This is a genomic window from Sphaerospermopsis kisseleviana CS-549 (assembly GCF_028329225.1).
GTDB classification, from domain to species: Bacteria; Cyanobacteriota; Cyanobacteriia; order Cyanobacteriales; family Nostocaceae; genus Sphaerospermopsis; species Sphaerospermopsis kisseleviana.
Genome location: NZ_JAQMTI010000084.1, coordinates 40,826 through 62,284 on the forward strand (window position 1 = coordinate 40,826; position 21,459 = coordinate 62,284).

Sequence of the window (21,459 nt, forward strand, 5' to 3'; positions counted from 1 at the left end):
ACGTAATTGAGTAGTTATTTACTATTACATAATTTCATCAGGATTAATACCCAATTTACGCAATTTTTCCGCTAATTTTTCGGCTTTTATTTTCGCTGCCTTTGCTTCTTCTGAAGGTTCGGGAATTAATTCTCCATCTAATGTAAACCACCTCAACCAAAGTTTAGGAATACCACGAAATGTTCCTTCCCATAACCCCAAACTTAAACCTATTTCTGGGATATGTAAACGTCCATCAATAAAATTTACAGATTCATAATGACCACCTACTAATTGAAATGCGCGGACTTCGTTGGTATAACGACTAAAAACAATATAATAAGGAATCCTTAATATGCGTTCGTAAACTTCCCATTTTGTAGGGGGTTTATCTGCTTGACTTGCTTTAGTTCCTAAATCTTCTTCTTCTGTTCCCGGTGATAATAATTCAACTACCACAAAAGGGTTAGCTGGTTCTTGCCAAGTGACATAACTTAAACGCAAATCTTGATGATTATATAATTTAGAAACTCCAACTACACCAAACCAATCAGGTCTTTTATACCATAAAGGATGTTGTAGATCATAATAAAGATTGAGATCCGCAGCACTATAAACTAATTCTGGATTCCAGTTTATGGGTTGAAAAGTCAAATATAAAAGTAAGGGTTGTAAAAAATGAAAATCATCTGGCAAACCTTTTTCCTCCTGGTTTTCGCTTGGTAAATCATACATTGTGGGTAAGGTTTCCCTTGGGGGAAGGGGTGGTTCTGTTTGTGGGGGTAAAGGTGGTGAGTAAGTCATTTTATTTTAGATTTTAGATTTTGGATTTTAGATTTTAGATTTTGGCTTCAAAAAACAAATCATGTTTTTCAACAATGATTTTTAAGGTTTTAATGTTTCATTTTTTCCATAATTGTTCTTTCACCCAATTTCTAAAAATGCGTGTTGTCGCTATTTCTCCGATGTTTGAAGTTTCTGCCAAAAATCCAGGAATTTCCTTGATAGTTATAGGTGTAAAAGTGGGACTGATTTCAACTTCTAAATATTCTCCATTGGTGAGAGTATAGATTCTTAATTCACTACCATTATAACGCCAAAATTCAGGAATACCCAAAGCGGCATAAAGTTTTAATTTATCAATTTGGGGTCGGGAATACTCCACTTCTAAAACTAAATCTGGTGGTGGATCAATAGCTAAATCTATTTTATCTTTACTTCTCACTAAATATTCATTTTGAATGTAATAACTACTATCTGGTTCTGCACCACGTTGGATATCATCTCTCGTTAATGTCAAAGAACCAGCGCGTTTAATTTCTAATCCTAATTCTTCACATAAAATTATTACAAAACCTTCTATATTACGGTTAGAATTTTCATGGGGCATTTGGGGAGTCATAATTTCTATATTTCCATGATCATAAGCAAATTTGGTGTTACGGTTACATCCCATTTCTGCCAGCATAGTTTTAAATGTTTGCCAGCTAATGTTTTCTACTAAAGTTCTCGTTTCTGCTGGGGTTGTAGTGGCTATCATAGTTTATTTTATTATGTATATTAATTTTATTATAGCAATCCTCAAGTTTATAGATACCGGACTTCTTGAAGAAGTCCGGTATCTCATACCAATTCACAATGCGAAAATATTTGAAAAAAGCTGCTGACAGTCTAGTTCAAGCAGGAGGTAATTTAGCAAATAGCGAACTACGAGTGTTGTTGCGCCTCCTGCTGCTGGTATTGTAGCTGGTTCACATCAATTTTGTTTCAAAAACTATCACTAAAGATATTGACAAATGTACCCTCTTAAACGAATGAAACAGCCCTGCTTTTTAAGGGGGGTTGGGGGGATCTAAAACCTATATTGTCAGTTTTATTACAAAACTCTATCAAACAGTAGGTTAGGGTGGACTTGATGCAATTAAAAAACCTCAATTTGGTGTCACCTTGTGTCTAATTTAGAACTGTACCAATATCTCCCTAAACTTACTGATGCTGCACTGCAAGAATTTACAGAATGGTGTGTTTTAGAACAGTCTAAAGCCGCAGGATTGGAATTTAAACCTGATCAAAGTAAGTTGCAAAATTTAGCAACAGCAGATTATTTAAAACAGCTAATTGATCAGTTTATGAAATTGAAACCTGATCCTATTCGTGCTGGTTTAGTTGCTGTTATTGCTGGACAACAATCTGATAAACATGATTTGTCTGGTTTAGCAGCTGTTGTTGATTTTGTTTCTCTTTATGTGAAGTATTTAATTCCTAAAGATGGTACTGATCCCACAGAAGCAGAAGCAATTTTAACGAAAGCAGCACAACATCAGTATGATCAACTTACTGAAATTGCTAAAAAACATGGTGTAACTTTATGATTTTCAGATCCCCGACTTCTTGAAGAAGTCGGGGATCTTAGTGGTAAAAAATTTGTTTTAATTAAATATGTTTTTCATATTTTTTTAAGTAATTTTTCTTCGATACCAGAATTTCCTTGTAACCCACCAGTATGTATTAATAGTATTTTACCTGGTGAAAAAAATCCCTTTTTTAATAAATCCATTACACCATAAAACATTTTTCCCGTATATACGTAATCTAGGGGTATGTTATGTTCCTGTTGGAATGTGTGACAAAATTTAATTAACTCTTGGTTAACTTTTGCATAACCTCCGAAATGGTAATTGTATAGCAATTGCCAATGTGCCGGATTATGAACTGGTACAGGTAAACCGGATTGAATATAATCTTGTGTTAAATTTGTAATCTGTGGTGCTAAAAATTCTCCACCTTTTAATATAGGAAATCCGATAATTTTCTGATTTGAATGTAATGATAAAGCAATTCCAGCTAGGGTTGTACCTGTGCCACAGGCGAGACAAATTGTGTCAATGTCAAGATATTTTAGGTTTTCCATGATTTCTGTACAACCACGCACACCATTTAAATTACCACCACCTTCGGGAATGATGAATACTTCACCAAATCGTTGTTTTAATTCTTCCTGTAGTTGGTTTGTGTGCCGTTTTTTGTAAGTTGTGCGATCGCAATATACTAACTCCATGCCTTGTTCTATGGCAAAATTTAAGGTAGGATTCAGTGGTAAAGTTTCTTCTCCACGAATCACCCCAAGAGTACGCAAACCAAAAACCTTACCTGCGGCAGCGGTAGCAAAAATATGGTTAGAATAAGCACCACCAAAAGTAAGAATGGTAGAGTATTTTTTTTCCTGAGCTTCTAATAAATTGTATTTCAGCTTGAACCATTTGTTACCATTAATTTGGGGGTGCATGAGATCAAGACGGAATACATATAACTCAACACCAGCACTATCAGCTATTTGATGATTAATTTTTTCTAGAGGTGGAGATAAAAATATTGACGACATTTCAAACACAAGTTAAGCTTTGTGAGAATGGTAGAAAATAACAAATCTGCAAAAACTATCAAACTGTTTATGGCTAAAGTTTTTGAATCTATCACCGAAGAATTGCAAAAATTTATTGCAAATCAGCAGATGTTTTTTGTTGGGACTGCCCCTTTAAGTCCTACTGGTCATGTTAACATTTCTCCTAAAGGTTTAGATAGCTTTCGTATTCTTTCACCCCATCGGGTTGCTTATTTAGATGTCACAGGTAGCGGTAATGAAACTTCTGCCCATCTGTTAGAAAATGGCAGAATTACATTTATGTTTTGCGCTTTTCAAGAACCACCTTCTATTTTGCGGCTTTATGGACAGGGAAAAACTATATTACCTAATGCTGCTGAATGGGATTATTTGTATTCTTTATTTCCTCCGATTAACGGAACTCGGCAAATAATTGTTGCTGATATTGACAGGGTGCAAACTTCCTGTGGTTTTGCTGTGCCATTTTATGAATATAAAAGACAAAGAGACACTTTAGTTAACTGGGCTATTAAGAAAGGTGAACAGGGAATTAAAGAATATCATCAACAGAAAAATTTTGTCAGTATTGATGGTTTGTTAACTCCCTTGTCTCAGGTTCACAATCAAAGGTAATTTGATGAATAGATGATGCTAGAAAATCAATATTTGATTTCTATTTCAATTAAATGTTTAAATCACGCAAAGCTAAACGAATTTGTTCCATACGTCTGCGGTTGACACCAAGATCCGACTCTCCCACACGAGAAGCTGAACGGATATGAATTACTGGTTCATCATTTGGTAAATAAAACTCTACATCATCAACAAATTTGAAGATGCGACTTTTAGAAATAGCATGAATGTAATTATCTGTTTGTTCTATAACTTCTGTACGTGGTACAACAGTGAGAACTTGGAGTAAGGTTTTTCTTGCTTGATCACGGTCTACATGATAAATAATCGGATCAATGGCGTGTTTAGTATCTGCATTTTGACTGACAACACAGTTATTTGTATTGGGACAAGGACTCAGATAACCTGATGTCACTCCTAAACCAGTTGCCCATGTAACAGCAGGAAGCATGAAACCAATAAATAAGGTTAAGAGTATTGCTAATGTAATACTCTTTATCCTTTGTGGAAATGTGTTTAGATATTGCATGATGATTTTCTTGACTACAGTTAATTGAATCATTGTTTGATATTTGACAATAAATGACAATAAAATATTAATATAAATTGGGAATATTGTTGAAAGTATTTTTGTGGAGTTAGAAAATAGTGAAGAAGGAATAGGGAATAGAGAATAGTTTTAGTTATCTAAAATAAACATATAAAATAAACATAATTAACAGAAATATAGGACTCCTATTTGATTTTTGAACAGAACTCAGTACATGGTTCGGCTTCGCTCACCATAAATACTGACAGCGTTCTTTCCTGTTAAGAGTTTCCTGTTCCCTGCCTCCACGAAAAATTCATGAATCAAATCGGATCACTATAGATGTAAATAACATTATTGAAATCAAAACTGCTTCATTTTGACTAATAATACTATTGGCTGATGACTGATAATTGATGACTGAGGGTGCAACTTTGATGACTTGATTTATAAAACCCTTTTTTGCTAATCTCTGTGTGCAACTCATTATTAATTTTTAATTTTGAATTTTTAATCACTCATCATGTCTACACAACGCATAATTCAAAGCATATATACCGATGGTGCTTGCACTGGCAACCCTGGTCCTGGTGGTTGGGGTGTTGTTGTTTACTTTAATGATGGTTCAGTTTACGAAATGGGGGACGCATCCCGGCATACCACCAATAATAAAATGGAAATGCAAGCGGCGATCGCTGCCCTAGAATTTTTTGCTACATCTGGACAAACCCAACCCATCACCCTGTACACCGATAGCGAATATCTCATTAACAGTGTTACCAAATGGATGCAGGGTTGGAAAAAGAAAGGTTGGAAAAAAGCAGACGGAAACCCAGTCCAAAACCAAGACCTGTTAGAAACCCTGGATAGACTCAACAGCCGACTTGTAAAATGGCAGCACGTGCGCGGACATTCTGGTAACATAGGTAACGAAAGGTGTGATGTGATTGCTCGCTCCTTTGCCAGCGGCAAAATTCCATCTCTTCAACAATTATCCCCGGAAAATCTTGATGCAACCTTAACCAATACAAACAATGTAAATTTCACAAAAGTATCTGATTCTCCAATCAACTCTACACAAATCGAAGAAAACATTTCGGAAAGCAGAACTTTTTTATCAGACACAACCACTATGGAACCATCTACAGCGTCAGCTGCAACCACAAACAACGAAAAACCACCTGAGATGAGGGTTTTACACCTCCGCAACCTAGTTGAAACTTTGCGGGTTGCTGACGAAATTGCCGAAAAAGGCTATTTAATCACCAGTTCCGAACTAGCAGACTTGATGGATGTCCATGCAAGTGCTGTCACCAGTCGGGGAGATCAATGGCGTTGGCGAAATTGGATAGTTTCACGGGTACGACGGGAAGGAAATCAAATTCTTTGGGAACTAGAAAGAGGTGATCAAGTGGTAAATGACAATGAATAAATCATGGTAATGGGTAATGGGTAATGGGTAATGGGTAATGGGTAATTGGTAAAAACTCTTTTCTGTCACCTGTCACCTGTCACCTGTCACCTACTCAATACTTTCTTCCTCGCCATTCCTTGGGTTTGCGGAGTGCAGATAAAAAGATTCTCAGCACAGCGAGGGGATCAGCTAAAGGAGAAAGCCAGAACAACCAACCACCCTGAGCATTTTTCCGGTCGTAGGAAGGAGCGATCGCCAATAACAAAGCAAAGCGAATTACCAGTAAAAATATATTCAGTCCCAATAACAGGCGCAGGGGGAGCAGGGGAGGCAGGGGAAGCAGGGGAAGAAAGCCCAGTAAAATCAATATGGGTAAACCCTGTACAGAGGACAATAACCATAAATCACCCCAAATTTGAGCGCGGTTAGAAGCATCCTTTAAATCTAAACTGCGCCCCCACTCCTTCCAAGTTTCCTTTGCTCCCTCATACATCCGCACTTTGAAAACTTTAGCCCCATCCAAAAACCCCACCTTAAAACCAGCCGCCGCAATATTTCGCGCTAAGGTAACATCATCACAAAAAGAACCTTTAGCAGTGCTATAACCATCTACAGCCGCTAAAACCGAGCGCCGACATAAAAAACACTGTCCGTTAGCCATCACCCTTTCCGGTTGTTCAGTGTGAATACCCGCAGGATCAAATCTATATAACAGCGTCATCAACAAAGCCGGTTGTAACCAACATTCACCAGGATACTTGAGAATAAACTGAGGAGACAGGGAAACCAAATCATAACCCTCTGTTTGGGCTGTTTTCACCAAACTAGCGACCAAACCGGGATGAGGTTGAATATCGGCATCCATCCCCAAAAACCACTCACTGTCTGGGGAACTAAACAAAAAGCCGTTATGTAAAGCCCAAGGACGACCCACCCAACCGGGAGGTAAAGGATCATCATTCATGACCCGAAAGCGGGGATCTTTTTGTTGTGTAGCTTTTACCAAGTCGGGAGTACCATCCTGGGATCTGCTATCCACAACAATAACTTCTCGGACTTCATAGCTTTGCCGACTTAACCCAGCTAACAGGGGACTAATACGCAAAGCTTCATTTAAAGTGGGAACAACCACACTCACACTACCCAAAATATCCGGGGTTGGTTGTTGTGGTTGCAAAGGTGGATGTCTTCTGGGACCCTTGAGCAAACGTGACAATAACAGCGCCGTTGCTGGTACTTGGATCAGTAATAGTAGAAGTGAAATAATGCTTTCTGTAATCAAAATATGTATACCAATTAAAAATATAGGAGGCAGGAGGCAGAAGGCAGAAAATATAAAATTTATACTAATTACCAATTACCCATTACCCATTACCAATTACCAAGTTAGTGCTGAGTGTAATTAATTAATTATTGACTCAGCACTATTGAAGTTACTTTAAAGCAACTTTCACATTACCAACAGAAACTTCCTGTTTTGCTGCTTCCACAGCTACGGAAGTGGATGCATCGGATCCTCTTAACCACAGTGCTACAGCAGGTGCAACGCCAAGTAACACACCCAGCAATACAGGGATAGAGAAGCCAGCAGCCAAACTCATCACTGTGGCAAAACCAAAGTTAGCCAAATAAACTACTAAAGGAATATTGAGTTGCGATCGCTCTAATTTAATGGGGTTGTTTCTCCACAACAGCGCCGCTACTGTCATAAACACTGAACCAGTACCCATCCAACCAGCAAAGTTTTGATAAGGCATTCCAAAGAAAGCACCAGGTTGTTGCCAATACCAGAAGGGAAGAGAAGTTTGGCTCATTGCCGGATCAAGTACAAAGTCCCAAGAAGTGAGCAATAAAGCACCGAGAGCGATCGCCCCTAAATGACGTAATAAACTGGGTTTTTTATCTACCTCTAAACCTACACGCGCCAGCAGGTAAGAAACACATCCCACATAAAACCAAGACAAAGGAATAGTAAACGGTACTAAACCCGCAATTTTATAACCCAAACCACTCAAATAGCTGTAGTGACCAAAAGGAAAACCTGTGCTAGTTCCCAATAACTCACTTGTCAAAGAAATGGACACCGAAGGCACTAAAAAACACAAAGCCCTTCCTAAACCCAAATTTCGGTACGCATACAGGAACACACCCACTGCACCTAAAATCATATAGGCAACACCGCCACCAGCCATGCTCCACTGCATGACAGTCTGACCGACCTCAGATAAGCTCAAAATCACTTCGGCATTAGGAATAACCAGTAATATCCCTACCAGTCCAAACACCATGGATACGATATGACCAATCAGGCATACGCGCTCAACAATAACTAGTTGTCTCATGATCAGTCCTTAACCTTCCTAAAATATGACATAAGGATACTCGACTGCTAATAGTTTACAAATGTTTAAGATCATAATTTAACTAATTTTTAAGAAATAATCCGGGAACATTGAAAGTTCATTTGGTTTCATGCTCAAAAAAGTATAAATACCCAGAAGTCGGGAGATAGGAAAATTCTTTACCTGTTCCCAGTCCCCAGCGATGCACTGAGCTTGTCGAAGTGTCCCCAGTCCCCAGTCCCCAGTCACCTTTATGTCAAACTTGCAAAGAATTCCCTGGTTTTCCCTCACACTATTACTTCTAAGTTATAGTGCGTTAGGCTGGGTGATATCAGAAACCAAACCCACTTTGTTTGTGTGGTTAATAGTTGTATTTGGTATCTTGGTATTACTAGCCAGCTTGACAACTCCCTGGTCTAAAATGGTACAGTATTACAGTATATTGTCCAAATCTAATATCAGGAATTTTGGTATCACCGTTTTAGCAGCTTTTCTATTCTTTTTAATGCTCGCTTGGTTTCGCATATTTCTTGATCTTTTACTTATCCTCTCAGCGACTATCTTAGCCAAGATAGACTTTCAGTCGGCTGGGTTCAAAGAAGGTCTAGGTTTTTGGCTGACATCTATATTTGCACTCTCTGGTTTAGGCGCAGGTGCTTTATTACACAGGTTTATTTGAATTTAGGAGGCAGGAGGCAGGAGTTATTAATTTTTCTCTCCTGTTCCCTGTTCCCTAAGACTTAACTTGCTACCGCTTCAGCAGCGATCGCGGGATAAACGCTGACTTTTTTGCGGCTTTTGCCTTTTCTTTCAAAGGTAACAACGCCATCAACTAAGGCAAATAAAGTATCATCACTGCCAATACCGACATTGTTACCAGGGTGAAACTTAGTACCGCGCTGACGGACAAGAATATTTCCTGCAAGCACAGTTTGACCACCAAAACGCTTTACACCCAGACGTTGAGCATTAGAGTCACGACCGTTGCGTGTACTACCTGTTCCTTTCTTATGAGCCATGATTTCCTCTTCTCTTTAATTTATCTACTTCTGTTTATTATTCAGCAGCAGCTTCTTCAGCAGGTGTGCTATCTACCAGATTAGGAGATTCTGGGGTAGTTGGTGCTTCTGCGTGCGCCAAAACTTCACCATTGAGGTTGATGGAGTTAATCAAAAGTCTGGTAATTTCCTGGCGATGTCCCCGTTTTTTGCGGGTTTTCTTCTTGGGTTTCATTTTATAAACCAGGACTTTACGACCTCTCAAGTGTCGCATTACGGTCCCCTCTACAGTCGCACCTGCTACTCGTGGCTGTCCGATAGAGACTCCGCCCTCGTGCTGCACCAGTAATACTGCGTCTATTGTCACTTTTTCATCTGGTTCGGCACTCAGCAGTTCAATGTCGTAAAAACGACCTGCTTCGACTTTTACTTGTTTGCCACCAGTTTCAATAATTGCGTAGGTCATGAAATTGTCCTTGAAGTTGCCGTACAGGTAGCTGGCTTCCATCTCTTGTAGAGACTTGATTTATAGCTCTTGCCAGCTTTTGCAGTGTGTCTACCTGATCCGAGCAGGAATAAGACAGACAATCTAATATTGTATCTTAATCTATGTTATTGTGTCAAGCTTTTAAAAAAATGATCATAAATTTGGCTGAAAAGTTGGACTTGATGACCCATTTGGGCAATGGTTAGATTTTGGCAGATTTTTTTGCCCTATTTTTGCCCTGTGGATATAATACAGTTTAGCGTTTAATAAATCCAAATAAATCCAAAATCCTCGTCAATACTTTTACCTAGAAAATTCATACAATTAGATTTCTACAAATCATTAAACAATGATATCAGGATTTATGCAAAGAATCGAAGTTGAACAAAGAACAATTTTTATTGGTTTAGCAGGTAGTCACGGATATGGTTTAAATCGCCCTGATTCAGATTATGATTATCGGGGTGTATTTATTGCACCTAAACGTTACTATTTAGGGTTTGATAGCATAGAACAAAAAGATAGTGGTTGGGATGAACCAGGAATATTTCCGTTTATAGATAGTAATCAAGATACAGTTATTTATGAATTAAGGAAAGTATTACATTTATTAGCAGGTGCAAATCCTAATGTTTTAGAATTACTATGGTTGCCCACCTATCCTATCTTAACAGATGTGGGACAACATTTAATTAACCATAGAAAAATATTTTTGAGCAAAAAAGTTAAACATACTTATTCTGGTTATGCTTTCGCACAAATCAAAAAAATGGAAACTCATCGCAAATGGTTATTAAATCCACCGGGGAAAAAACCCATCCCCTCGGATTTTGGTATCGAAGATGAAGCACCATTGAGCAAAGATGAACTCAATGCTTTTTTAGAATATCTTTATTTATTAATTCGTGGCAAGATAGAATTTTTAGAAGAATCAGAGCAATTATATAAATTGCTGACAGCAGATATTGATTTTAAAGGAATATTAAAACAATATGCTTTAAATGATGAAACTTTGGCATATACTCAAAATTTAACTCATGGACGTAAAGATTTTATTCGCTTATTGCAAAAAAGTCAAAGTTACCAAATTGCGTTAAGAGAATGGAAAGCTTATATATCCTGGCAGCAAAATAGAAATCCCGCTAGAGCAGAAATGGAAAGAAATTCAGGTTATGATTTAAAACACGGAATGCACTGTATTAGATTACTGCGTAGTGGTTTAGAAATTTTGCAGAGAGGAGAAGTAATTGTAGATAGAAGAATTGCGGGTGATGTTGATGATTTAAAAGCTATTCTTAGAGGAGAATATACTTATGAAGAGTTGATGAAAATGGCAGAAGATTTAGTTGCTCAAATGGATATTTTTTATCAACAATCAACTTTACCACATAAACCTGATTTAGAGCAAATTAATGATTTATGTATGGAATTAGTAGAAATGCAGGGATGGGAATAAAGGGAGTATTCAGTGTTCTGTTTTACCTTGTAGGGGCGAAGCATCGGACGGAATATGAACTGGTTTCAGCGATAGGTTATCGCCCGAATGCTTCGCCCTTACGATTAATGAATCGGTGTTCTAGCAAAATGCTGACAATTTGAATTAAAATAAAATATAAAATTGTTAAACCTGTAAATAATCAGCAATGAAAGGATCATTTTTTAGTCGTAATACCAGATTAATCAGCCAAAAAATTATAGCATCCTGGGATTCATTTAATCATTGGTTTTTCACAACTCCAGAAAGAGCTATTTTAGAAGCTTATCAAGCTGCTCAAGCTATTCAAAAAATTGAAATTGAGCAATTTGGAGGTAAAAAAATTTCTGCCGAATCAGGTAATTATAGTGCCAACGTGATGGCTTTTTGGCGAGGAGATTTAAATAGAAATTTGACTATTATTAAAGTCAGACTAGCAGAATTTCAATTAGGTTTTACCATTGCTGATACTACTGATTCAAATTTATTAGAAAAACTCAAGTTTATTGATGAAACGATATCTAAGTATAGCAAACAAGATGAAGCAATTACAGAACCGTTAAGCATTAATCTTGAACTTAAAACTGTTACCAATCAGGCAAATTCAGAAGAAACTGAGATTATTAAAGAACCATCTGTAACTCAAAAGAAAGGTATATTTCCCAGATCAATTGGTAGAACATTTAATAAAATTGCCAAGGATTTTACACCAACAGCAGAAGAAGAGTTTGTTAGAAATTATCGAACTTCTAGAACGAGAACAAGGAGGGCAGTGAGATTTTTATTACTGCTGATTATTATACCACTTTTAACGCAACATTTTTCTAAACAATTATTATTAAAACCGATATTACAGTATTTTCACTCTGAAAATACACCAACAATTTTTTTGAACTCAGAAATGGAGGAAAAAGCACTGAATGAATTAAAGAGTTTTGAGAGAAAATTGCAATTTGAAAGACTACTTCGTCAAGCACCAGAACTTTCACCAGAAAAAATTAAAGCTGAAGTAAAAAACAAAGCTATCGAAATATCAGAAGAGTTTCGCTATCAGAGTAGTAGTGCTATCAGTAATGTATTTGCTGATGTGATATCACTAATTTCTTTTGCGATGGTTATTGCTTTGAGCAAAAAAGATATTGTTTTTATTCAGTCACTTCTAGATAAAATAGTCTACGGTTTAAGTGACAGTGCAAAGGCGTTTTTAATTATTTTAATTACAGATATATTCGTTGGTTTCCACTCTCCACATGGTTGGGAAGTTCTTTTAGAAGGTGTTGCTCAACATTTAGGTTTACCAGCGAGTAGAAATGCCATATTTTTGTTTATTGCTACATTTCCAGTCATATTAAATACTATATTTAAATACTGGATATTCCGTTATTTGAGTCGCTTGTCTCCTTCCGCATTAGCTACATTAAAAGAAATGGATGAATAATTTATCAATCATAAGTCAAGATCCCCGACTTCTTTGAGAAGTTGGGTATCTGGGTGATCTGTGGATGATCTGAGTTTGGTGATCTTAGTCATTTTATCAAGCTCCCAACAATTTTTCATGAATACATAAAAAGATTTAGTGCATAAACTCCAGTTTTCTGCTAATAATTGAGGTGAATAATTGCTTTGGTTTTGAAAAAAAAGTGATTATTCATACAGTTGAATGTTAATATTCAGCATTAACTCTAGGATAAAAATCAATTTAGAAGTGTAGTTACCGAATTAGGCTTATGAATCTCTTATTCAATCGTAAATTCCAACTTTTATCAGGTATTTTTGCTTTCTTGCTAGTTATTTTCACGCATCAAAATATATATGCACAATCAGAAACTCAGCAACTAATATCACAACAAACAACCACACAAAATCAACCTAATAAACAAGATACATCTATATTTTATTCTGTCATTGATGAATGGCAAAAATATAAATATAGTGTTAATGGTAAACACATTTTAAAACCTGTGAAATTACCAACAGCTAAGGTGAATTTCAATCAAAATGATTTATTAACTGTTCTCACTAATACGAGAAAATATTTTCAAGATTACAAGGAAAACGATCCCAATATTTCTCGGAATGGATTACTATTAAGTCAAGGTGTAACAGTCGAAGACGTGAGCAAAACCTTAGATTTTATGATTACTGTTTTAGAGGAGGATATTAGCAAGAATCGCCCGACTCGGTTACAAGATCCTAATTTTATCAATGCTAATTTTCGTGTGATTAAATGGTCAGCTTATAATCCCGAAAACCCCCGACAAAAACAACTGAGAATTACAAAATATGCTGTTTTTACCCATACTGGTTCTCATACCAAAACAGCTAAATATAACATACCAATTTATAGCTTAAAAAACGATTTAGCTGGTGATAAATTCTACACCAAATATACAAAACAAGATGTTTTATCGGGGATTTATGAACCAGGTGGTAAAGAATATGGTAAAGTCGAACCTTTGGCTTATCTCACCCGTGAAGGTTTGGAAGAAGCATTAATGCAGGGAACAATTTTGATTAATTTTACAGATGGAACAAAGGCATTTTTTAATGTAGACAGAAACAATGGAATTTCTTATGTTAGAGGATTAAAAGCCACAGCACAAAAGCGTTATTGGTATTTTCGACAAGTTGATGCAATTAAAGGTTATGGATATAAGATTGATGCGAAAATTTCCATTAAACCTGGTGTAACTTTTGCGGGAGATGTGCTAAACATTGGCTTGGGAAGAGTTATTATGATGGAGTATAATCAAGGTGGAAGTAAGCGCCTACAAATGGGGGTAATAGCAGATACAGGCGGCGCATTTTTACCCAATTTACATCAATTAGATTACCTGGCAGGTATTTTTAAAAATCAAACAGAATTTAGGCAGTATATTCGCAAATTACCAGAATATGCTACTGCATATATTTTGGTGAAGAAGTGAAAAAAGTTACCAGCATTTAGTTATAAGTAGTCAAAAAGAGACACAAAAAAATTAAATACAGGACTTACGCAAAAGGGAACGAAAGTAGGGGTAATTCATGAATTACCCCTACGCAAGAATAAGGTTTTTAGTCATATCTTGCGTAAGTCCTAAAATAATTGACAATTGTTAATTGTCCATTATCAATTGATATCGCTATGGCAGTGCTAAAACCCTAAAAAATATATGTAGTTTTTCTTGCTAATTTTTAATATCTGTTGTATAATTATGATAGTTAATATACTCAAAGCCACTGGCTAATAAATCAAAAAACTGAAATAAACTGAAATAAATTTTATGTATCAATTTTTAAAACCTGTTGCATTAAATTTGTTAGCACTGACTATTGTTTTGATATTGCAACCAGATGTAGTTTTTGCACAGGAAAATGTGAATATATCTGCTTTCAATCCCCAAGCTATTTTAAAAGATGCTTTACAATGGATTGATAGTCTTGGTACAGTGGGAGCAATAGCTTTTATTGCTATCTATATTATGGCGACTGTTGCTTTTTTACCAGGTTCGATTTTAACTTTAGGTGCGGGTGTTTTATTTGATGTTTTTTGGGGTTCGGTTTATGTATTTATCGGTGCTACTTTAGGTGCAACAGCAGCATTTTTAATAGGACGTTATTTAGCGAGAAATTGGGTGATTAAAAAAATTGCAGATAATAAAAAATTTGCTGCTATTGATAACGCTGTAGGGAGAGAAGGTTTAAAAATAGTGTTGTTAACGCGACTTTCTCCCATATTTCCTTTTAATTTATTAAACTATGCTTTTGGAGTTACTGCTGTTTCTCTTAAAGATTATTTTCTTGGTTGTGTGGGGATGATTCCTGGTACAATTATGTATGTTTATATTGGTTCTTTGGCTGGTAATTTGGCTTTAATTGGAACAGAAAATCAACCTACTAATTCTACTCTCACATGGGTTATTAGAATTGTCGGTTTTATTGCCACTGTTGCTGTCACAATTTATGTTACTAAAATAGCTAAGAAAGCTTTAGAAATAATTGATAATTGACAATTGATAATTTTTTCAAAAATGTTAAATACACAACTGACAAAATTTTCTGAAGGCTATATGTATTGTAAATACAACACCGGATTAAATTAAAACGACAATCACAAGATAATTTATACTACATTTTTAGAGGCAATATTAATGTCTAATTTAGAATTTGAAAGAATCACAGTTTTACCAATGGATGAATATAATCAAAGATTGGTAGCTAATGTACATCCTGAAAATTGGGTAAATCCCCAACCTGCGGAATGTTATGATTTAGTAGTAATTGGTGCGGGTACTGCGGGTTTGGTTGTTGCTGCGGGTGCTGCGGGTTTAGGTTTGGGTTTAAAAGTAGCATTAATTGAAAAACATCTCATGGGTGGAGATTGTTTAAATGTTGGTTGTGTACCATCTAAAGCTTTAATTCGTTCTTCCCGTGTAGTTGGTGAAATTGGCAAAGCTAAAAATTTAGGTGTGAATATTTCCCAAAATTATGATGTTGATTTTGCCACAGTTATGGCTAGATTACGTAAAATTAGAGCAGGTATTAGTCATCATGATTCAGCAGCAAGATTCAAAAATTTAGGAGTAGATGTTTTTTTAGGAAGTGGTAAATTTGCTAGTAATAATACTATAGCAGTTGATGGACAAATTCTGAAGTTTAAAAAAGCGGTAATTGCCACAGGAGCAAGAGCAGTTAAACCAGAAATTAGAGGTATTGAAGAGGCAGGATTTTTAACTAATGAAAATGTATTTTCTCTCATTCAAAAACCAGATAAATTAGCGGTAATTGGTGGCGGTCCTATTGGTTGTGAATTGGCGCAAGCTTTTCGGCGTTTGGGTTGTGAAGTGACGTTATTTCATAAAGGTTCGCATATTTTAAATAAAGAAGATCGGGAAGCAGCGGAAATTTTACAAAAAGTTTTTAGTGATGAAGGAATTAGATTAGTTTTAAATTGTCAGTTAGAAGAAGTGGTGACAGTAACGGAAGGCAAACGGCTGTATTTTTCAGCTAATGGAAATCGAGATTCTGTAACTGTTAATGAAATTTTAGTAGGTGCAGGAAGAGCGCCAAATGTGGAAGGTTTGAATTTAGAAGCGGTGGGTGTAGAGTATGACAAAAAGCATGGTGTCAAGGTAAATGATTATCTACAAACTACCAACCCTAATATTTATGCAGCAGGTGATATATGTATGAATTGGAAATTTACTCATGCGGCGGATGCTGCTGCTAGAATAGTTATTAAAAATACGCTGTTTTCGCCTTTTGGTTTAGGACGTTCTCAACTCAGTAAATTAGTAATACCTTGGGTGACATATACCGATCCAGAAATTGCCCATGTGGGAATGTATGCAGAAGCAGCGGAAAAAATGGGTTTAGAAGTGGCGACAATTAAAATTGATTTTAATCATGTAGATCGAGCAATAACTGATAGTGAAGAATTGGGATTTTTAAAGATTTACCACAAAAAAGGAACTGATGAAATTATCGGTGCAACCATTGTTGCGAGTCATGCAGGAGAAATGATTTCAGAACTTACTACCGCTATTGTTCATAAAATTGGTTTAAGTAAATTAAGCAATGTAATTCATCCTTACCCCACTCAAGCGGAAGCAATTAAAAAAGCAGCAGACGCTTATCGTCGTACACTACTAACACCCAGAACTAAAAGACTTTTGAAATTTTTAACTAAGTTTTCTTGATAGGTAGAAATTTAATCAGGAGCGTCTATTTTTTTCCTGTTATTAAAATTATTCTCACTTCTGACTCCTGCAAGGGCGAAGCATTCGGGCAACAAATTATCAATTTTCTGACCAGGCTATTTTCCGAATGCCTGTCTGCCGACAGGCAGGCTTCGCCCCTACGACTTCTAACTTTTTTAAAGTTCTGATTCTGTTTCAGGAGCAATAATTTCACCAGTACCCATTCTTAAAATCATATCCTGGTCAGTAATCAGTTCATTCAATTCTTTAACTTTTAAATTCATCAGTTCACAAGCTATGCGTAATTCTTCAGCAAATGTTTTAATATCATCAGCATATCCACATTGATAAGCAGCAATTTTAATGCCTTGTTTAGCATTTGCTCTAGCACAATCTACTAATTCTGTACCATGTAATTGTGTTGGCGATACCATAGATTTAGTTATTATTATACAATCTTATCTAGATAGATTATCAATCATGACAGCTTAAATCATCCCTCTAATGGCAGAATAGGGAGAATATAAAGAATATAAAGAATATAGATCCCCGACTTCTTGGAGAAGTTGGGGATCTAGGGATGAGTGATTCAACAATGGACAATTAACAATTACCTCTCCTTCCTTACCTGGAAATGAAAAAAGAGATAATTTTAAAACCGGCAATGAAAAAATTGTCAATTATCAATTATCAATTGTTAATTATCAATTACTAAAAATAAACCTTGGATGGAAATTATCGATCCAAGGTTTACTTTTTGCTTACGCTCCCACTAGTCTTTGGCAATTTCAGACTTTTATACCCCGGATATTTGCAAACTAATATTTGCAAAATGCGCTCATTTATGGCAAATGGGCGCGGATTTTTAAGCTTCCTCCTCACATCTCACACGCTCTTAATCCAACCACTGAAAACAAGTACACAACTCTCTGTTGATGCAGGATTTATCCTTGACATCTGCTCTTAATTTAACTATTATCTCCTGGTTGTTTATCGTTCCCAAGAAATAAAGAAAATGTTAATTTTATCAACCCTAAGATGTAGTTATCATTAATTGTCAATTATGGATTTTGCCTGATGATGAATATGGGTGATTTCACAGATTTGATACCTTATCAGTAGATTTAAAAACTCATTGGTGACAATATTTAAACTGAAGATAACTCAAATAACCATTTCAAATTATTTACTCAATTAACAAAAAGATACATACACAAGCATCATCTCATGTCTTCCTTGGGATATACCTGAGATAGAAAGACTGAAGAGAGATATATTTTGGTACGAATGTGGGGTATGGGTTATGGTAAAAATGAATATTTCCGAGCTAGAGCAGATTGATAAGTTTCGTAACTTACAATTAACTTTGCGCGATCGCTGGAAAACTAGCGAATTATTTGACAACAGTGAAGCGGATATTTTAATTGTTCCTTCTTTAAGTATCGATCAACGGGAACTGCAAAAAATAGCAGGGTGCGAACATTATGAAGAAAGATTGCTATTTTCTTTAATCCGGTTGCGAAATCCCCGCAATAGGTTAATTTATGTAACATCAATGCCACTACACCCTAGCATTATTGACTACTATTTACAACTACTACCAGGAATACCATTTTCCCATGCTCGTCATCGTTTATTACTACTTTCTACTTATGATTCTTCCCTAAAACCGCTCAGTCAAAAAATCTTAGAACGGCCGCGTTTGATAGAAAGAATTCGTCAAGCTTTGCGGTTAGATAAAGCTTTTATGACTTGTTACAATTCCACATTTTGGGAAGCAGAATTATCACTAAAATTGAATGTTCCTTTGTATGCTGCTGCACCAGATTTACAAATTTGGGGGACAAAAAGCGGGAGTAGAGAAATTTTTCATCAAAGCAATGTACCCCATCCAGATGGTAGTAAATTAGTTTGGAAATATCAAGATTTAGCAACAGCAGCAGCTAATTTATGGGAAAGTCAACCAACATTAAAACGGATGGTTGTGAAACTAAATGAAGGTATTTCTGGAGAAGGAAACGCGCTTTTGGATTTGCGTCCATTGCTAGATGTTGCACCAGGGACAAGTTCCCACAGTGAAAGAGTAGAAAAAATCAGTAATAACTTTACAAATTTGCGCTTTCAAGCTACACAAGAAACTTGGGGTAATTTTTCTCAAAGAATCCCAGAATTAGGCGCAATAGTCGAAGCATTTGTAGAAGGTGAAATCAAATTTTCTCCTAGTGTTCAAGGACGAATCACACCTGATGGAAAAGTAGAAATACTCTCCACCCATGATCAAATTCTCGGCGGACCAGACGGACAAATTTATCTTGGTTGTCGTTTTCCTGCGGATGAAAAGTATCGAGTACAATTACAGACTTTAGGTTTACAAGTAGGTAAAAAACTAGCAGAAAAAGGAGCATTAGAAAGATTTGGTGTTGATTTTGTCGTAGTTGATCAAGGTAATGGTAAATGGGATATTCAAGCAATAGAAATTAACCTCCGCAAAGGTGGAACTACTCACCCTTTTATGACTTTGAAATTATTAACTAACGGACGCTATGACTTGTCCACAGGTTTATTTTATAGTCAACAAGGAAAAGCTAAATATTACGTCGCTACAGACAACTTACAAAAAGATCAATATCGGGGATTATTACCTAATGATTTAATGGATATTATTGCCCATCATAGATTACATTTTGATACGGGTACTGAAACAGGAACAGTATTTCATCTCATGGGTTGTCTGTCTCAATTTGGCAAATTAGGATTAACAAGTATTGGAGATTCTCCCCAACAAGCAGAAGAAATTTATAACAAAGTTGTCAAAGTTCTGGATCAAGAAACCAGTGACGAACATAATAGTTATAACCTATTTTCCGATTATGCTTTTCCCATTGCTGGGGATACTTTTAGTTATTAATTTAGGAGTCAGGAGTCAGGAGTCAGGAGTCAGGAGTCAGGAGTCAGGAGTCAGGAGTCAGGAGTCAGGATAAAAATATCTATTCCCTATTCCTTATTCCTTATTCCCCATTCCCTATTCCCTATCTTAAAATTTAGCGCGTAACTTACCTGAAAAACCGAGCCAAAATTACACCTAACTGCACACTAAAAACTCCCAAAATCGCACTACCAAACCAATAACCAGCAGTAGTTAATAAATTACCACCACGCATTAAAACCAGAGATTCTAAACCATAAGTAGAAAAAGTTGTGTAAGCACCTAAAAAACCAGTAGCTATCATTAAACGTAATTCTGGGGAAATTATCGCTACCTTTTCTACTGCCAAAGTTGTAAAAAATCCCATTCCTAAACAACCGCTAACATTAATAAAAAACGTACCATAGGGAAAACTTGTACCAAATCTGGATGCAAACCATAATGTTAAATAATATCGACTTAAAGCACCAGCGATCGCCCCTAAACTCACAGCTAACGCTTGACGCAAATTAGGATCTTGTAACATAGCATTTACAGCGTGAAACCCGTACTGGTGGGAGAGGTTTTCATCACTGTACACCATAGTTGAACTCGATACAATCAGAATATAGCTAAACCAAAGCTATTATCTAGTACAAATTAAACAAAATCATGCAGATTAACAGGAGAAAACTACTATGGGAAATCAATTCAAAACTGCTGCTTTATTAGCCGCCCTTAGTGGCTTATTAATAGCCATTAGTTATTGGGTAATTGGTGGTACTAGCGGTTTAATGATCGGCATCGGTTTAGCAGCAGTTACCAACTTATTTTCTTGGTATCAATCTGATAAAATTGCCTTAGCAGTTTATAACGCCCAACCTGTCAGCGAAGCCCAAGCACCGGGACTTTATCGCATGGTGGAAAGACTATCAAACCGTGCTAATATTCCCATGCCTGGAGTGTACATTGTTCCTGGACAAACTGCCAATGCTTTCGCTACCGGCAGAGATCCAGAACACGCTGCTGTTGCCGTTACCGAAGGTATTTTAAACATCTTACCAGAGGAAGAATTAGAAGGCGTAATTGCCCACGAACTCACCCACATTATTAATCGTGATACCCTCACCCAAGCCGTTGCTGCTACTGTCGCAGGTGCGATATCTTTCCTCGCCCAAATGTTAAGTTATAGCCTTTGGTTTGGTGGTGGTTCTAGAGATAATAATAGGGGTGGTAATCCTCTAGGAGTGCTATTAACAGTCATGCTTGCACCTATAGCAGCCACAATTATTCAATTAGCAATTTCCCGCACTAGAGAATTTTCTGCTGATGCTGGTGCTGCTAAATTAACAGGTAATCCCCGCGCTTTAGCTAAGGCTTTACAAAGACTAGAAGCAACCGCTAGACAAATGCCTTTAAATGCTAATCCAGCCTTTGAACCATTATTAATTATTCATCCTATTTCTGGGCAATTTTTAGGTAATTTGTTTTCTAGTCATCCTGCTACAGAAGCCCGTGTAGAAGCACTGCTGAAAATAGAAAGAGAGTTGGCAGGTAGTTATTAGATTATATCCCCGACTTCTTGAAGAAGTCGGGGATGTGAGATTTTAATTATTAATTCTATTTTTGGTTGAATTT

21 protein-coding genes are annotated in these 21,459 nt (G+C 36.4%); 11 read left to right on the forward strand and 10 right to left on the reverse strand.

The window, feature by feature from the left end; translation table 11 throughout:
* Nucleotides 1-24: 24 nt before the first annotated feature.
* Entirely contained in the window at nucleotides 25-783 is a 759-nt protein-coding gene (locus PN497_RS06250) for a Uma2 family endonuclease (protein ID WP_096566593.1), read from the reverse strand.
* 97 nt (nucleotides 784-880) lie between these two features.
* Nucleotides 881-1,519 carry a Uma2 family endonuclease gene (locus PN497_RS06255; protein WP_096566591.1) on the reverse strand — a complete coding sequence of 213 codons (639 nt, stop codon included), beginning with the start codon at nucleotides 1,517-1,519 and terminating at the stop codon, nucleotides 881-883.
* 409 nt (nucleotides 1,520-1,928) lie between these two features.
* Here PN497_RS06255 and PN497_RS06260 point away from each other — a divergent pair, with 409 nt between their 5' ends.
* Nucleotides 1,929-2,351: a hypothetical protein gene (locus PN497_RS06260; RefSeq protein WP_096566589.1), complete on the forward strand. Its 423-nt coding sequence runs from the start codon at nucleotides 1,929-1,931 to the stop codon at nucleotides 2,349-2,351.
* Nucleotides 2,352-2,425: 74 nt separating this feature from the next.
* Here PN497_RS06260 and PN497_RS06265 read toward each other — a convergent pair whose 3' ends face one another.
* Nucleotides 2,426-3,361 carry a 1-aminocyclopropane-1-carboxylate deaminase/D-cysteine desulfhydrase gene (locus tag PN497_RS06265; protein ID WP_096566587.1) on the reverse strand — a complete coding sequence of 312 codons (936 nt, stop codon included), beginning with the start codon at nucleotides 3,359-3,361 and terminating at the stop codon, nucleotides 2,426-2,428.
* A 69-nt stretch (nucleotides 3,362-3,430) separates the two neighbouring features.
* On the opposite strand from PN497_RS06265, the gene PN497_RS06270 reads away from it, so the two are divergent.
* On the forward strand, nucleotides 3,431-3,994 hold the full coding sequence (locus PN497_RS06270; RefSeq protein WP_096572608.1) for a pyridoxamine 5'-phosphate oxidase family protein: 564 nt from the start codon (nucleotides 3,431-3,433) through the stop codon (nucleotides 3,992-3,994).
* A gap of 49 nt (nucleotides 3,995-4,043) precedes the next feature.
* On the opposite strand, the gene PN497_RS06275 is transcribed toward PN497_RS06270, so the two are convergent.
* Entirely contained in the window at nucleotides 4,044-4,523 is a 480-nt protein-coding gene (locus tag PN497_RS06275) for a DUF1499 domain-containing protein (RefSeq protein ID WP_096572607.1), read from the reverse strand.
* A gap of 523 nt (nucleotides 4,524-5,046) precedes the next feature.
* Between PN497_RS06275 and rnhA the strand changes: the two genes are divergently transcribed.
* Entirely contained in the window at nucleotides 5,047-5,955 is a 909-nt protein-coding gene (gene rnhA / locus PN497_RS06280) for a ribonuclease HI (RefSeq protein ID WP_096566585.1), read from the forward strand.
* 94 nt (nucleotides 5,956-6,049) lie between these two features.
* On the opposite strand, the gene cruG is transcribed toward rnhA, so the two are convergent.
* Nucleotides 6,050-7,219 carry a 2'-O-glycosyltransferase CruG gene (cruG, locus tag PN497_RS06285; RefSeq protein WP_096566583.1) on the reverse strand — a complete coding sequence of 390 codons (1,170 nt, stop codon included), beginning with the start codon at nucleotides 7,217-7,219 and terminating at the stop codon, nucleotides 6,050-6,052.
* A 151-nt stretch (nucleotides 7,220-7,370) separates the two neighbouring features.
* On the reverse strand, nucleotides 7,371-8,279 hold the full coding sequence (gene cruF, locus PN497_RS06290) for a gamma-carotene 1'-hydroxylase CruF (RefSeq protein WP_096566581.1): 909 nt from the start codon (nucleotides 8,277-8,279) through the stop codon (nucleotides 7,371-7,373).
* A 253-nt stretch (nucleotides 8,280-8,532) separates the two neighbouring features.
* Here cruF and PN497_RS06295 point away from each other — a divergent pair, with 253 nt between their 5' ends.
* A complete protein-coding gene (locus PN497_RS06295) occupies nucleotides 8,533-8,958 on the forward strand; it encodes a hypothetical protein (RefSeq protein WP_096566579.1) in 426 nt (141 codons plus the stop codon).
* Nucleotides 8,959-9,019: 61 nt separating this feature from the next.
* On the opposite strand, the gene rpmA is transcribed toward PN497_RS06295, so the two are convergent.
* Together rpmA and rplU are read right to left on the reverse strand one after the other, a co-directional pair.
* Nucleotides 9,020-9,298, reverse strand: coding sequence for a 50S ribosomal protein L27 (rpmA, locus tag PN497_RS06300; protein WP_096566577.1), 279 nt, complete (start codon nucleotides 9,296-9,298; stop codon nucleotides 9,020-9,022).
* Nucleotides 9,299-9,335: 37 nt separating this feature from the next.
* Entirely contained in the window at nucleotides 9,336-9,743 is a 408-nt protein-coding gene (gene rplU / locus PN497_RS06305) for a 50S ribosomal protein L21 (protein ID WP_096566575.1), read from the reverse strand.
* 385 nt (nucleotides 9,744-10,128) lie between these two features.
* Here rplU and PN497_RS06310 point away from each other — a divergent pair, with 385 nt between their 5' ends.
* The 5 genes from PN497_RS06310 to PN497_RS06330 all read left to right on the forward strand — a co-directional run bounded on the left by PN497_RS06310 (nucleotide 10,129) and on the right by PN497_RS06330 (nucleotide 16,916).
* On the forward strand, nucleotides 10,129-11,220 hold the full coding sequence (locus PN497_RS06310) for a nucleotidyltransferase domain-containing protein (protein ID WP_096566573.1): 1,092 nt from the start codon (nucleotides 10,129-10,131) through the stop codon (nucleotides 11,218-11,220).
* Nucleotides 11,221-11,407: 187 nt separating this feature from the next.
* Nucleotides 11,408-12,676, forward strand: coding sequence for a proton extrusion protein PcxA (locus PN497_RS06315; protein WP_096566571.1), 1,269 nt, complete (start codon nucleotides 11,408-11,410; stop codon nucleotides 12,674-12,676).
* 289 nt (nucleotides 12,677-12,965) lie between these two features.
* Nucleotides 12,966-14,165 carry a hypothetical protein gene (locus tag PN497_RS06320; RefSeq protein WP_096566569.1) on the forward strand — a complete coding sequence of 400 codons (1,200 nt, stop codon included), beginning with the start codon at nucleotides 12,966-12,968 and terminating at the stop codon, nucleotides 14,163-14,165.
* Between the two features lie 336 nt (nucleotides 14,166-14,501).
* Nucleotides 14,502-15,227: a TVP38/TMEM64 family protein gene (locus PN497_RS06325; RefSeq protein WP_096566566.1), complete on the forward strand. Its 726-nt coding sequence runs from the start codon at nucleotides 14,502-14,504 to the stop codon at nucleotides 15,225-15,227.
* Nucleotides 15,228-15,368: 141 nt separating this feature from the next.
* Nucleotides 15,369-16,916, forward strand: a complete 1,548-nt coding sequence (locus PN497_RS06330) for a mercuric reductase (RefSeq protein ID WP_096566564.1) — start codon at nucleotides 15,369-15,371, stop codon at nucleotides 16,914-16,916.
* Nucleotides 16,917-17,092: 176 nt separating this feature from the next.
* Here the strand turns inward: PN497_RS06330 and PN497_RS06335 are convergent, their stop codons facing one another.
* Nucleotides 17,093-17,350, reverse strand: a complete 258-nt coding sequence (locus tag PN497_RS06335; RefSeq protein ID WP_096566562.1) for a hypothetical protein — start codon at nucleotides 17,348-17,350, stop codon at nucleotides 17,093-17,095.
* Between the two features lie 869 nt (nucleotides 17,351-18,219).
* Between PN497_RS06335 and PN497_RS06340 the strand changes: the two genes are divergently transcribed.
* On the forward strand, nucleotides 18,220-19,824 hold the full coding sequence (locus PN497_RS06340) for a peptide ligase PGM1-related protein (RefSeq protein ID WP_096566559.1): 1,605 nt from the start codon (nucleotides 18,220-18,222) through the stop codon (nucleotides 19,822-19,824).
* A gap of 145 nt (nucleotides 19,825-19,969) precedes the next feature.
* On the opposite strand, the gene crcB is transcribed toward PN497_RS06340, so the two are convergent.
* Complete coding sequence (gene crcB, locus PN497_RS06345) at nucleotides 19,970-20,368, reverse strand: fluoride efflux transporter CrcB (protein WP_096566557.1); 399 nt, start codon at nucleotides 20,366-20,368, stop codon at nucleotides 19,970-19,972.
* Nucleotides 20,369-20,519: 151 nt separating this feature from the next.
* Between crcB and PN497_RS06350 the strand changes: the two genes are divergently transcribed.
* Nucleotides 20,520-21,386: a zinc metalloprotease HtpX gene (locus PN497_RS06350; RefSeq protein WP_096566555.1), complete on the forward strand. Its 867-nt coding sequence runs from the start codon at nucleotides 20,520-20,522 to the stop codon at nucleotides 21,384-21,386.
* The last annotated feature ends 73 nt before the right edge of the window (nucleotides 21,387-21,459 follow it).